Source organism: Candidatus Pelagibacter sp. PS_37 (assembly GCF_059417825.1).
Genome location: NZ_CM182067.1, coordinates 49,990 through 63,286, shown reverse-complemented (window position 1 = coordinate 63,286; position 13,297 = coordinate 49,990). Strand labels below are relative to the sequence as shown.

General features: G+C 27.8%; 17 protein-coding genes. 11 read left to right on the top strand and 6 right to left on the bottom strand.

Features of this window, described 5'->3' with window-relative positions; genetic code table 11:
• Positions 1–5 precede the first annotated feature (5 nt).
• From rnpA to AC5SL9_RS00270, 9 genes are read left to right on the top strand one after another with little or no spacing between them, the layout of a single operon-like run.
• On the top strand, positions 6–350 hold the full coding sequence (gene rnpA / locus AC5SL9_RS00310) for a ribonuclease P protein component (protein ID WP_011281733.1): 345 nt from the start codon (positions 6–8) through the stop codon (positions 348–350).
• Entirely contained in the window at positions 350–601 is a 252-nt protein-coding gene (gene yidD, locus AC5SL9_RS00305) for a membrane protein insertion efficiency factor YidD (RefSeq protein ID WP_006997437.1), read from the top strand. The genes rnpA and yidD overlap by 1 nt, the downstream gene beginning before the upstream one ends.
• Positions 601–2,277 carry a membrane protein insertase YidC gene (gene yidC, locus AC5SL9_RS00300; RefSeq protein ID WP_494574090.1) on the top strand — a complete coding sequence of 559 codons (1,677 nt, stop codon included), beginning with the start codon at positions 601–603 and terminating at the stop codon, positions 2,275–2,277. The genes yidD and yidC overlap by 1 nt, the downstream gene beginning before the upstream one ends.
• Positions 2,278–3,144 carry an acetylglutamate kinase gene (argB, locus tag AC5SL9_RS00295; protein ID WP_494574089.1) on the top strand — a complete coding sequence of 289 codons (867 nt, stop codon included), beginning with the start codon at positions 2,278–2,280 and terminating at the stop codon, positions 3,142–3,144.
• Positions 3,141–3,812 (top strand): pyrimidine 5'-nucleotidase, encoded by a 672-nt coding sequence (locus AC5SL9_RS00290; protein WP_027306796.1) that lies wholly within the window; start codon positions 3,141–3,143, stop codon positions 3,810–3,812. The genes argB and AC5SL9_RS00290 overlap by 4 nt, the downstream gene beginning before the upstream one ends.
• Before the next feature lie 29 nt (positions 3,813–3,841).
• Positions 3,842–4,669 carry a 2,3,4,5-tetrahydropyridine-2,6-dicarboxylate N-succinyltransferase gene (dapD, locus tag AC5SL9_RS00285; protein ID WP_006997441.1) on the top strand — a complete coding sequence of 276 codons (828 nt, stop codon included), beginning with the start codon at positions 3,842–3,844 and terminating at the stop codon, positions 4,667–4,669.
• On the top strand, positions 4,670–5,827 hold the full coding sequence (dapE, locus tag AC5SL9_RS00280; RefSeq protein ID WP_494574088.1) for a succinyl-diaminopimelate desuccinylase: 1,158 nt from the start codon (positions 4,670–4,672) through the stop codon (positions 5,825–5,827).
• A complete protein-coding gene (locus AC5SL9_RS00275) occupies positions 5,824–6,753 on the top strand; it encodes a histone deacetylase family protein (protein WP_494574087.1) in 930 nt (309 codons plus the stop codon). Before dapE ends, AC5SL9_RS00275 begins: the two co-directional genes overlap by 4 nt.
• Before the next feature lie 31 nt (positions 6,754–6,784).
• Positions 6,785–7,264: an SET domain-containing protein gene (locus tag AC5SL9_RS00270; protein ID WP_006997444.1), complete on the top strand. Its 480-nt coding sequence runs from the start codon at positions 6,785–6,787 to the stop codon at positions 7,262–7,264.
• Here the strand turns inward: AC5SL9_RS00270 and truA are convergent.
• The 5 genes from truA to AC5SL9_RS00245 are packed head-to-tail and all read right to left on the bottom strand — an operon-like array spanning position 7,254 to position 11,376.
• On the bottom strand, positions 7,254–7,994 hold the full coding sequence (gene truA / locus AC5SL9_RS00265) for a tRNA pseudouridine(38-40) synthase TruA (protein WP_027306798.1): 741 nt from the start codon (positions 7,992–7,994) through the stop codon (positions 7,254–7,256). The two genes, AC5SL9_RS00270 and truA, sit on opposite strands and share 11 nt — an antisense overlap.
• Entirely contained in the window at positions 7,987–8,919 is a 933-nt protein-coding gene (fmt, locus tag AC5SL9_RS00260) for a methionyl-tRNA formyltransferase (RefSeq protein WP_494574086.1), read from the bottom strand. The genes truA and fmt overlap by 8 nt, the downstream gene beginning before the upstream one ends.
• The gene (def, locus tag AC5SL9_RS00255; protein ID WP_494574085.1) at positions 8,920–9,438 is read right to left on the bottom strand and encodes a peptide deformylase; all 519 of its coding nucleotides are present in this window, start codon (positions 9,436–9,438) and stop codon (positions 8,920–8,922) included.
• A gap of 26 nt (positions 9,439–9,464) precedes the next feature.
• Positions 9,465–11,225 (bottom strand): hypothetical protein, encoded by a 1,761-nt coding sequence (locus AC5SL9_RS00250; protein WP_494574084.1) that lies wholly within the window; start codon positions 11,223–11,225, stop codon positions 9,465–9,467.
• Positions 11,200–11,376, bottom strand: a complete 177-nt coding sequence (locus tag AC5SL9_RS00245; protein WP_011281722.1) for a hypothetical protein — start codon at positions 11,374–11,376, stop codon at positions 11,200–11,202. Before AC5SL9_RS00245 ends, AC5SL9_RS00250 begins: the two co-directional genes overlap by 26 nt.
• 58 nt (positions 11,377–11,434) lie before the next feature.
• Here AC5SL9_RS00245 and AC5SL9_RS00240 point away from each other — a divergent pair, with 58 nt between their 5' ends.
• Positions 11,435–11,947 carry a shikimate kinase gene (locus AC5SL9_RS00240; protein ID WP_494574083.1) on the top strand — a complete coding sequence of 171 codons (513 nt, stop codon included), beginning with the start codon at positions 11,435–11,437 and terminating at the stop codon, positions 11,945–11,947.
• Positions 11,934–13,040: a 3-dehydroquinate synthase gene (gene aroB, locus AC5SL9_RS00235; protein WP_494574082.1), complete on the top strand. Its 1,107-nt coding sequence runs from the start codon at positions 11,934–11,936 to the stop codon at positions 13,038–13,040. Before AC5SL9_RS00240 ends, aroB begins: the two co-directional genes overlap by 14 nt.
• Here aroB and AC5SL9_RS00230 read toward each other — a convergent pair.
• Positions 13,029–13,289, bottom strand: coding sequence for a BolA/IbaG family iron-sulfur metabolism protein (locus AC5SL9_RS00230; RefSeq protein WP_494574081.1), 261 nt, complete (start codon positions 13,287–13,289; stop codon positions 13,029–13,031). The two genes, aroB and AC5SL9_RS00230, sit on opposite strands and share 12 nt — an antisense overlap.
• Positions 13,290–13,297 lie beyond the last annotated feature (8 nt).

The following is a 13,297-nucleotide window of genomic DNA, read 5'->3' as shown; positions in this document are numbered from 1 at the left end:
AATAAATGAAAAGCAAAATTGTTGCTCTTTCTAAAAACGAAGATTTTAAAAATTTACTTAAGAAAAAAAAAATCTCAAATAAATATATCACTCTCTTTTTTGGTCCTCTTGCAGATAAAGATAATAAAAAATTAAATATTAGCTTTGTAGCTAAAAAAAAACTAATCCGTAGTGCTGTAAAGAGAAATAAAATTAAAAGAAGATTAAGAAATATAATGAACGAAGCTATAAAAAAAGTGTCTATAAACTTTAATTATTCTTACCTTGTGATTGCGAAAATAACTATGCTAAACAATGAATATGCGATAATAAAAGATACTTTATTCCAAGACATAGAAAAGATTAAGTAATGAATATTATATCAAACATTTTAATTGGCCTGATCAAATTTTATAAAATGGTTATTAGCCCCTACTTAACTCCTTCGTGCAGATATCTTCCAACTTGCTCAGAATATACAATTGAATGTTTAAGAACATATGGGCTTGTTAAGGCAATCTCAAAAAGTACTAAAAGAATATTTTCATGTCATCCTATTAAGATATTAGGTGGTGGTGAAGGATTTGATCCAGTAAATAAAGAATTCAAGGCTAAGAAATAATGGATACTAGAAACGTAATCGCAGCAATATCCTTATCAGCAGCAGTAATTATTTTATACTCTCTTTTTTTTCAGCCTGACCCTGCGACTATTAAAAAAAATATAGCTGAACAAAATAAAATTGAAAATAATGAAGACACTCCTAGCTTAGATAAAAATGAAAATTTTTCAAAACTTTCAAGAGCAGATGCTTTAAAAGAAAATGATAGAATTCAATTTGAAAATGGAAGTGTTGTTGGGTCAATTTCTTTAAAGGGTGCAGCAATAGATGATTTAACTTTTAAGGAATATAATGTCGAACTTAATAAAAATGAAAAAATAACCTTATTAAGCCCAAGAAATGTTGAAGATGGTTATTTAATTGAAAGTGGCTTTGTAAGCACTAATAAAAATATAGATATACCTGATGCTTCTACCGTCTGGGAAGTTTCAGGAAATAACAAATTAACTAATAATAATCCTGTAAAGCTAACATGGAGTAATACTCAAGGGATTACATTTGAAAAACATATAAGTCTAGATGATCAATTTTTATTTACTGTAAAAGAAAAAATAATTAACTCATCAGATAAATCTTATAATTTTTACTCCTATGGGCAAATAATTAGAAACGAATTACCAGAAATATCTGGTTTTTATATTTTGCATGAAGGGTTTTTATCTGTACTTGATGATGAATTAATTGAGGAAGATTACGACGATATCCAGGATAAAAAATTTACTCAAATTGCACAAGATGGATTTGTTGCTATTTCAGACAAGTTTTGGGTTACATCAGTTATACCACCAAAGGGTAAAGAGTTTAAAACAACTTTTGATTATAAAAATAAATTCAGAGCAAATTACATATCTACCAAAGGTATTGAGGTTAAAGCAAACAGTTCCATTGAAGAAAAAATTCAAATTATAGTTGCTGCTAAAAGAGTAAATGTAATTGATGGTTATGCTGAAAATTTAGATATCAATAAATTTGATCTAGCGATTGATTGGGGCTTTATGTACTTCATCACAAAACCTTTGTTCTTTGTATTAGATTACTTCTTTAAATTACTTGGTAATTACGGTTTAGCAATTATTGCTGTCACTATTTGCATTAGATTGGCTTTCTTTCCTCTTGCCAACTTTAGTTTTAAGTCTATGGGTAAAATGAAGTTATTAGCACCTGAAATGGCTCGTCTGAAAGAATTGCACAAGGATGACAAAATGAAATTACAACAAGCAATGATGGCTCTTTATAAAAAAGAAAAAGTTAATCCTATGAGCGGTTGTCTGCCTATCCTAGTTCAAATTCCAGTTTTCTTTGCACTATATAAAGTATTATTTGTAACCATTGAAATGAGACACATGCCATTTTATGGATGGATACATGACTTAAGTGATAGAGATCCTACATCTTTATTTAATGTTTTTGGTTTACTTCCTTGGGACCCACCTTCTTTCTTATTAATAGGTGCGTGGCCAATCATTATGGGTATCACAATGTGGATACAGCAGAAACTAAACCCAACTCCACCAGATCCTATACAGGCTAAAATATTTATGTTCTTTCCGGTATTTTTAACTGTAATTCTTGCACCATTTCCTGCAGGTCTTGTTATCTACTGGAGCTTCAACAACATCTTCACAATGATACAACAATATATTGTTCAAAGAAAAATGACTATCAAAACAACATAAATGTCATCGTTAAGAGAAGAAGAATTAATAAATATCCTACCCAAAGATGGCCCAACAGTTGAAGAAGTAAAAAAATATTTAGAAAAATATAATGATGAATTTATTATCATTAAGTGTGGTGGCAGTGTTTTAGTTGATCCAAAATTATTTAAAGTTTTTATTGAAGATGTAGTCGTTTTAAAAAAACTTGGTTTCAATCCTATAATTGTTCATGGAGGTGGAAAAAGAATTAATAATAAACTTTCAGAAGTTAATATTAAAAGCAATTTTATTAACGGACTAAGAGTTACTGATAAAGATACGATCAACATAGTTAAAGATGTATTAATTGAATTTAATAAAGAGATTGTTGAAGCTTTAAATGAGTTAGACTGCAAAGCAAAAAGAATTACCTCAAAAGAAAATAATATAATTACTGTTGAGCAAGAAGATAAAGATCTTGGATTTGTGGGAAAGCCTACTGGGATTAACAAAGAGTTCTTAACTGAAACAATAAAAGCAAACGAAGTACCAGTCATTGCACCCTTAGGTGTGGATAAAGATAATCAGACCTTTAATATAAATGCAGATACTACTGCAGGATCAATTGCAATTGAACTAAAAGCTAGAAGATTAATGATTATTAGTGATGTTGAGGGCGTATTAGACAGTGAAAAAAAACTAATCCCTGAAATTAATTCTAAAAAAGCTAATGAATTAATTGATCAAGAAGTAATTTCTGGTGGAATGATACCTAAAATTAAGAATTGTCTAGATGTTGCAAGTAATGGAGTTAAGGCAGTTGTAATAATTGATGGAAGAAAAAATCACTCACTCCTTTTTGAACTATTATCTGATAATGGTTCAGGAACTTTAATTAGAGAATGAAAAATTTAATTGATACTAAATACTGGCTATTCGACTTAGATAATACTTTGTATTCTGGACAAACAAAGGTTTTTTCTGAAGTTGATAAAAAGATGTCTTCTTTTATTTCAAAGAAATTTAATGTCGATTTAATTAAAGCAAGAGAAATTCAAAAAAAATACTTCTATGAATATGGAACGACATTATCTGGATTAATGAGTCACGATAAAATTGATCCACATGAATTTTTGGAATTTGTTCATGATATTGATATTAGCTGGCTTCCTAAAGATGAGATATTAAGAGAAGAATTAATTAAAATAAAAGAAAAGAAATATATTTTTACTAATGGTTCTCACGCTCATGTTGAAAATGTAACTAAACAACTAGGTATAGATGATTTGTTTGATGGAGCGTTTGATATTGTTGATGCTAATTTTATTCCAAAACCAAAAATTGAACCTTATAAAAAGATAATAGAAAAATTTGAGCTTGATCCAACAAAATCAATATTAATCGAAGATATTGCTCATAATTTAGAACAAGCGAAAAATTTAGGAATGAAAACTTGTTGGCTTGAGAATGATGAAGTATTTGCAAAAAAAGATGCCGATAAACCATATATTGATTATAAGATTAAGAACTTGCCTTCTTTTCTTCAAGAAATTAATATATTAAAAGCACAATAAAACTAACCTACTAAAGATAAAATAAAACTATGAAAGAATTTGAAAGCATTATTAATACAGCTTGGGAAAATAAAGATTCCATAAATGGTCAATCTGATAAATCTATATTAGATGCTATCAACCAAACAATTGAACTTGTTGATAAAGGTGAGCTAAGAGTTGCTGAAAAAAATGGCAATGAGTGGGTAGTTAATCAGTGGGTTAAAAAAGCAATAATGTTAAGTTTTAGAACTCATGATATGGATTCATTAAGCGGCCCGTATAGTAGTTGGTATGATAAATCTCATTTATTAAAAGGTAAAACAGCAAATTGGACTAAGGAAGATCATATAAAAGCTGGTTTTAGAATGGTTCCAAATTCTCCAGTTAGAAAAGGATCTTTTATTGGAAAGAATGCAGTACTAATGCCTTGCTTTGTAAATATTGGAGCTTATGTAGATGAAGGAACTATGGTGGACACTTGGGCTTCTGTAGGGTCTTGTGCACAAATAGGAAAGAACTGTCACATATCAGGTGGTGCTGGAATTGGAGGTGTATTAGAGCCAATGCAAGCTAACCCTACTATCATCGAAGACAATTGCTTTATTGGAGCTCGTTCAGAAATAGTTGAAGGAGTAATTGTTGGAGAAGGATCTGTATTATCTATGGGTGTATTTATTGGTCAATCTACAAAAATTGTTTATCGAGAAACTGGTGAAGTAATCTATGGAAAAATTCCACCATACTCAGTAATAGTTCCAGGTAGCATTCCTAGTAAAGATGGTAAAGGTCCTGCTTTATATTGTGCGGTAATTATTAAACAAGTTGATGAAAAAACTAGATCTAAAACTTCTATTAACGACTTATTAAGAGACTAAATGCCAACTTATAATGAAATCACATTAGCTAAAGAGCTAATAAGATTTCCAAGCATTACACCAATTGATGCTGGGGTAATGAAATTCTTAGCTAAAAAATTAACTACTATTGGATTTAAATGTAAGATTTTAGAGTTTAAAGATAAAAAATCTAAACCAGTTAAAAACCTATATGCAAGATTGGGTAATACTCAACCAAACTTTATGTTTGCTGGTCATTTGGATGTAGTGCCTCCCGGAAATATACAAGATTGGACGATTAAACCTTTTAGTCCAACTATTAAAAAAAATCATCTTATTGGTAGAGGTGCTAATGATATGAAAAGTGCAATTGCAAGCTGGGTTGTTGCTGTAAACAACTATGTATTAACTAATAAAAAAATTAATGGATCAATTAGTTTATTAATTACTGGTGATGAAGAAGGTGTTGCAATTAATGGTACTAAAAAAGTAGTTGATTACTTAAAAAAGAAAAAAGAAAAAATAGATTTTTGCTTAGTTGGTGAGCCAACAAACCCTAATAAACTTGGTGAAATGATTAAAATAGGTAGAAGAGGAAGTATTAATGTTGAATTAACGATAATTGGAACTCAAGGTCATGTTGCATATCCTCATCGTGCTAAAAATCCATCGACTTCATTAATAAAAATACTAAATGAAATAAAAGAAATAAAATTTGATAAAGGAACAAAAGACTTTCAGCCTACAAATTTAGAGGTAACTAAAATTAATATCAATAATACAGCTGATAATGTTATTCCAGGCCTTGCAAGAGCTACCTTTAACATAAGATTTAATAATAAACATAAGTCTTCTAGCTTAAAGAATAGATTGAATAAAATTTTCAAAAAAATTACTAAAAACGATAAATCTAATTTTAAAGTTGAATATCGTGTATCAGGTGAAGCTTTTTTAACTAAGCCTAATAAAACAACTTATATGATTCAAGATGTAATAAAAAAAATTACAAAAATTAAACCTCAATTGTCTACAACCGGTGGAACTTCTGATGCAAGATTTATTAGAAAAATTGCTCCATGTTTAGAATTTGGTCTAGTAGGTAAAACAATGCACAAAGTAGATGAGGCAGTATCTATTTCAGATCTAAAAAAATTGACTAAAATATATTATAATATTTTAGAAAATTATTTTAAATGAAAACTGGTTTAATAACCTCTGGCACTTATCAAAATCATAATACAGGCGACGGTCATCCAGAGAAAATTGATAGAGTTACAGTAGTTATCGATAACTTTAAAAAGTTAGATAATAAAGATTTAGTTTGGAAAAAACCTTCAAAATTTGACCGATCACTTTTAGAAATAACGCACAATTCTGATTATATAAATTTTGTAGAAAAATCTTTTCCTGAAAAAGGATTATCTTTTTTAGATGGAGATACAATAGTCTCCCCTGGGAGTAAGGATGCGACCTCAGATGCTGTAGGTTCAATTATAACAGCTATTGATGGTGTTCAAAATAAAGATTTTAAAAATGCTTTTTGTGCCGTTAGACCTCCAGGGCATCATGCAGAGAAAAATAAAGCTATGGGTTTTTGCATTTATAATAATGTCGCTGTTGGAGCCAATTATCTTATAAATAAATATAAACTTAAAAAAATAGCAATTATTGATTTTGATGTGCATCATGGAAACGGCACTCAAGATATTTTTTATGATAATGAAAAAGTTTTATATATTTCTACTCATCAATACCCTTATTACCCAGGCTCAGGCACTAAAGATGAAAAAGGAAAACATAACAATATATTAAATATTCCTTTACCAGCAGGAACAACTTCTGAAGAGTATTTAAATGCTTATGAATTTGTACTTAATAAAATTAAAGAGTTTAAACCTGAATTTATCTTACTTTCTGCAGGGTTTGATGCTCATAAAGATGATCCATTGGCACAACTTCAATTAGAGTCAAAAGATTTTTATAGTATTACCAAAAGAGCACTCGAGTTATCAAAACAATATTGTGATGGAAAAGTAGTGTCAATTTTAGAAGGTGGATACGATCTACAAGCACTTCAAGAAAGCACTGAGATGCATGTAAAAGCTTTACTAGAATTTAATTGATAATTTCTCAATACGCATTAAAGAACTCACAATGAAACTTTACAAAATTAAAAAATCTGACATCGATAAAAAAGGTCGTGGCCTATATGCTGCAAAAGATATCAAAAAAGGTACTAGAATTATTGATTATGTGGGTAAAATTATCACTAAGAAACAAACAGAAGAATCACAAAAGTTTGATAATGCAAAGCCCATATATTTATTTAATTTAAATAAAAAATATGACTTGGATGGAGATGTTTCTTGGAACACAGCACGTTTAATAAATCACTCATGTTCTAATAATTGCGATTATAACGGGACAGGTTTAAAGTTATGGGTGGTTGCTATAAAAGATATTAAAAAAGGTGAAGAAATTACAGCCGATTATGGTTTTGGTTATGATGAAGATTACAAACAATTTCCATGCAAATGTAAGTCAAAAAATTGTTGTGGTTATATTGTTAGAGCAGAATCTAGATGGAGAATTAATAAAAAATTTAGTATTGGCCGACAAAAAACTAGTAAATAACTTTTTCTAAGAATAATCCCTCAGCAGGTGCTGGTGGTGCACAAAGAATTCTTTTTTTTGATTTAATAACAAATTCAAATTTTTTTAAATCCCATTTATTTTCAGCTAAGTATTTTAAACTACCTACCATTGATCGTACTTGTTGTTGTAAAAATGATTGTGATTTAAATTGTATTTCAATTCTTCCATCTTTTGATTTAATCTTAACAGATTTCATAGTTTTGATTGGACTTTTTGCATTACAGCTTGATGCTCTAAAAGTAGAAAAATCTTTAGTACCTAAAAGTTTTTTTGCCCCTTTTTTCATTAACTCAATATCTAATTTTTTGATTATGTGCCAACCCCTTTCTTTTTCAAGAGAAGGCTTACTTAATCTATTAAAAATTATATATTTATAAATTCTTTGTTTGGCTGAATGTCGTGCATGAAATTTTAGACTTCTTTTTTTAATTGCTAAAACAGAAATACCTTTATCATTTATAAAATGATTAATTGATTTTAATAACTTATCTAAATTTTGAATTTCTTTTTTGCTATCAAAATGGGCTGACTGCTCTATTGCATGAACGCCTGCGTCTGTTCTTCCAGATCCTATCAAAACCACTTTTTCTTTTAAAAATTTTGATAACTTGACTTGTATTTCTTTTTGAATTGATTTTCCTTTAGATTGTATTTGCCAACCAACAAAATTAGTTCCTATATATTCTATTAAGACTTGATATCTAAACATTTGTTATTCTTGAGCCTTTTGTAATTTGAGAACCAAGAACAAATTCATTAATATTTTGAGGCTTTTTTCCTTGTCTTTGAATTTCAATAATTTTGATAGATTTTTGGTTACCGCAGCTAATTTCTAAATCATTGGACATTACTTCACCTATCTCACCACTTTTATTTCCTAATTCTGCTTTTAAAATTTTGTATCTTTCATCTTTAAAAATAAAAAAGGCCCCAGGGCTTGGGTATAATCCGTTTATTTTTCCAATAATACTTTCTGCATTATCATTCCACTTAATTTCACCCTCTGATTTTTCAATTTTAGAAGCATAGGTTGCGCTTGTATCATCTTGTTCTTTAAATGTTAATTTATCTTCAAATATATTTTCTACATTTTCTATGATTTTTTCTGAAGCTAAAATTGAAAGTTTAGTTGATATTGTTTCTGCATTATCACTATCTTTAATTTTTATTCTATAACTATTGCCAACTGGACCAGTATCAAGTTTTTCTCCTATTTTCATAATACTAATTCCTGTTTCTTTCTCTAAATTCATAATAGACCTTTGAATGGGTGCAGCACCTCTCCACTTTGGCAGAAGGGATGCGTGAATGTTTATAAAACCTTTTTTGGCAAGATTTAAATATTCTTTGGGTATTATTTGACCATAGGCCACAACAATTACCAAGTCTAAATCTAGTTGTTTTAAATATTCATATTCTTCTTTATTTGCTTTTAATGTGTCTGGTGTTCTACAATCTATATTATAATCTTCTGCTACAATTTGTATTGGGGACTTATTTATTTTTTGACCTCTTTGAGATTTTTTTGGTGGCTGTGTATATACAGCAGGTATTATATAATTTTTTTCATATAAAGATTTTAAAATTGGTACAGCAAAAAATGGTGTACCCATGAAGACAATTTTCTTTGTCATTTAAACGATTATTCTATTCGACTTAATCTTAGAGAGTTTTTTAATTATCATAGATTTTTTTAATTTAGATAAATAATCTATAAACAAAACTCCTTCTAAGTGATCCATTTCATGTTGAATACAAGTAGCCAATAATCCATCTGCTTTTAATAATTTTTTTTTTCCATTGTAATCTAAATATTCAACTTCACATTCATTTGGTCTTTCTATTTCAGCAAACTGATCAGGAACTGACAAACAACCCTCTTCATATTTTGACGTTATATCATTTTTATTTTTGATTACTGGATTAACAAAATATCTTGGCTCCTTTTTGTCTTCATCTCTACTTATATCCATTACTATAATTCTTTTTGGTACCCCTATTTGAATTGCTGCAAGACCTATTCCCGGTGCTGCATACATAGTATCCAACATATCATCCATAAGTCTTCTTTCTTCATCACCAACATTTTCAACTGGTTTAGAAATCTGCCTTAATAGTTTATTTGGTTCTGTTAAAATTGGTTTAACTGACATTATGGTTGATTATTTTAGTATAAATTTTAAACTTTTAAAGGAAGAACTTTAAAGAGTATTTTATTTCTTAGTGGATCCGCATTTAGCTGATTAAGTGTGCTTATAATAAAGTATAACGTATCTTCATCAATAGCATTTAAGCTGTCCTGCCCTATAACCTCAACAATTCTAAGCAATGCAGCAGCCATATCACCACTGTTAACAAATATTTGAATATCAGAAGGTATTTCTGAATCGTTTATTTGGTATAAATCATCATACTTATCTAAAATCTTGACCCCATCGGACTTAAAGGTCTCAACTAAAATTACATCCTTTTTAGAAAAAAAATATTTTTTATCTTTTTTTATCTTTTTTAAGAAATCATTTATATCTTTTGTGGGATCATTTTTAGATTTTTCTAATTTTAAATAATTTATTAATTTTGATTGATGTAAAATTTTATTATTTATTTTAATATTTGCTTGTTCTGTCTCTTCATTACCTAAATTATCTTGATAAAATGTTGTAAAATTTGAAGGTACCTTGTTCTCTTCTATATTTTTTAAAAAATTTTTTAATTCTATATTAAATGCATTCTCAATACTGTCATTCTTGAAAGAATTTTTGAGGGCATTCATTAACTGTAACTTATTCTCAATTTCAGTAGTAATTAAAATTCCTTGATAAATTAGCGCTCTTGTCTCTATTCTTGAGAGTACTTTTGTTGACTCTTTAATATTTAATAATTGATTAATATTAAATTGAAATCTCTTATAAAGTTCAAATAATTCTTTTTCTGCATAATTTCCTTCATGTGTTGCTTTTTCAATACTCGTAATTTTCTCTATATCTGTAAGCTCAATATCACTGATATCATCTAATAGATTTGAAGTTGATAGATATTTCCATATTTGCCTGGATGTAGTATTTTTTGGTTCAAATTTAAATTCTGGGTTCGTTCTGTGAGATAAATGGAAATCTAAAATTGTTTTTTCTGAAACTTCTGTTGCTGGTTCTGTATTATACCCCATCAAATAATCAATTTTTTTATTAAAAAACTTATCTGCAATGCCTAATTCTAATTGAAGATCGATAAGCAATTGAGCTTCATCTCTTTTATTATTATTAATTAAGCAATAAATATTGAATTTAGATAAATATAAATCTTGTATCGGTTCATTAATTTTAGAAAAAATTTCACAAGCTTTTTTAACATCTGATTGAGACAAATAATGATCAACTAAATGTTTAGTAAGTTTTGGATGCTCATTAATAATCACATTATTTAATAAATATTTTTCAATCAAGTCAAAGTTTGAGCGTTTAATAAGCCACCTTGATTTAATTTCTAAAAATTGTTCTTTTGAAATATTCATTTCTGGATAATGTGCATTTGTTAATAATAAAACATCCAAAATCTCTGCAGCATCCCTTGAAAGTTCCAATTTATCTATTCTTTTAAAGATATTTAAAATTTGATCTCCATTAGAATTAGACCACATATTAATATCCAAACCATTTTCTGCAGGATCATAAATTCCAATTAATTTTTTTTCTTTTGAAATTAAAGTTTGTGTTTCTTCTATACTTAATTCCCCTTCTTTTTGGGACTGCATTTTATAAATACTATTCTGTGGAATGTTTTTTTCCGCTTCATCTTCGGTTAAGATTATGTTTTCTTTAGATTTTTTTTCTCCTACTTCCCAGATATCCACTGGTTCTTGTGAGTTGGTTGCAAAACCAAAAAATAAGAAAAATAATATAACTAAAAAATAGTTCTTACTTAACAATTTTAAGTTTTTCATTAGGGATGATTTTTTCAATGTCTTTATTTGGAGATGGAAATTCAATTTTACCAAGTAGTACTATGGCTCCAATAAAAATAATTAGCACAAATACTATTTTGATTAATAAACTTTTACCACTCCCATTACTTGTGTTTTTTGAAAATTGCATATATTCTTTAGTAATTTCAAATTAAGACATATTTGTGTTTTTTCAATAAAGAAAGCTTATGAATTCAAATAAAAACCTCGTTTTTTTAGGTATGATGGGGTCAGGTAAATCTTCTATCGGAGCTATGGTTTCCAAACAATTAAATATTCCATTCATTGATATAGACAATTTAATTGAAGAACATGCTGGTATGACCATCTCAGAAATATTTAAAGTAAATGGCGAGGCATACTTTAGAAATTTAGAGGAAAAAATAACTATTAAGTCTTTAAAACATAAAAAAGTTGTTGTTTCTTTGGGTGGAGGTAGTTTTATTAATGACAAGATAAGAAAAGATATTTTAAAAAATCATTTTTCTTTTTGGCTCGATTGGGATGATGTAGTTTTAATTAAAAGAATTAAAGGTAGCAAAAAAAGACCCTTAGCCTCAAATTCAACTGATCTTGAAATTAAAGCCATTATTAATAAAAGAAAGAAAGTATATTCAAAAGCTAATTTTAAAATAAACTGTAATAAATTAACAAAAAGTGAAATAGTTAAGACAATAATAAAAAAATATGAGCTTAATTAAATTAAAAGTTAACACCAACAGTCAACAATATTCAATTATTATTGGAAATAATATTTTAAAAAAAGTAAATAAATTTTTGAAAGAAAATTCTATTGATTTTAATCGATGTCTTCTGGTAATTGATAAAAATATTCCAAAAAATTTAGTAAAAGATACTTTAAAATCTTTACCAAAAGGATCTGTTTCAATTCATTATTTTAATGCAAGTGAAAAAAATAAAAATTTAAAAAGTGTCAATGAAATCACATCAATTCTTTTAAAAAAAAGTTTTAATAGAAATGATTGTTTAATTTCTATTGGTGGTGGTATTACTGGTGATGTATCAGGCTTTGCAGCGAGCACTTTTAAGCGAGGCTTAAAGTTTGTAAATATACCAACTACACTACTTTCACAGGTCGACTCATCAATTGGAGGCAAAACAGGTGTAAACACCAAATATGGTAAAAACTTAATTGGCTCATTTTATCAACCTAGTCTAGTTATATCAGATACTAACTTTTTAAACTCTTTACCAAAAAGAGAAGTTGTATGTGGATATGGTGAAATTTTAAAACACTCACTTATTAATGGAAAAAAATTTTTTTATTTTTTAAATAAAAATGGAGAAAAAATTCTCCAATTAAAAAGTCCCTTTATACAAACAGCTATTCATCAAAGCTGTTTGATTAAAAAAAAAGTAGTTGAAGCTGACGAAAAAGAATTAGGTATAAGAAAAATACTAAATTTTGGACATACCTTTGCTCATGCCTTTGAAGCAACACTGCGTTATTCAGCAAAATTAAATCATGGTGAAGCAGTTATCCTCGGTGTTAAAACTGCTGCTAGATTTAGTTTATTAAATAAAATTTTAAATAAAAAAGAATTTGAATTAATTGATGGTCACTTAAATGACCTAAATCTTCCAAGAGATATTAATAAATTGTTTTCAATAAAAAATTTAAATACAATTATATCTTTTATGAAAAAAGATAAAAAAAATAATACAAAGAAAATTAGTCTGGTTTTGCTTAAAAGAATAGGTTCTCCAGTTTACAAATTACAGTTTAATGAAAAAACTATTAATCTCTTTTTAAAAAAAGAATTAACTAAGTAGTATTTGAATAGAATGTATGTGTTCTTTCAACTCATGATCTAAAATATTATAGATTTTCTTGGTTGATACTACCTTATTTAATTTTTTAAGCTCTTCAGACTTAATAATTAATTTTAGATGGAACATTCCTTCTTGATTTCCTTTATGATTTTTATGTAAAAAACTTTTATCTTCGATTTTAAGATCTTGTATAACAATTTTTGCTTCAAGTTTATTTTTAACAATTTTAATTAATTCGTTTATATTCATAAATAATA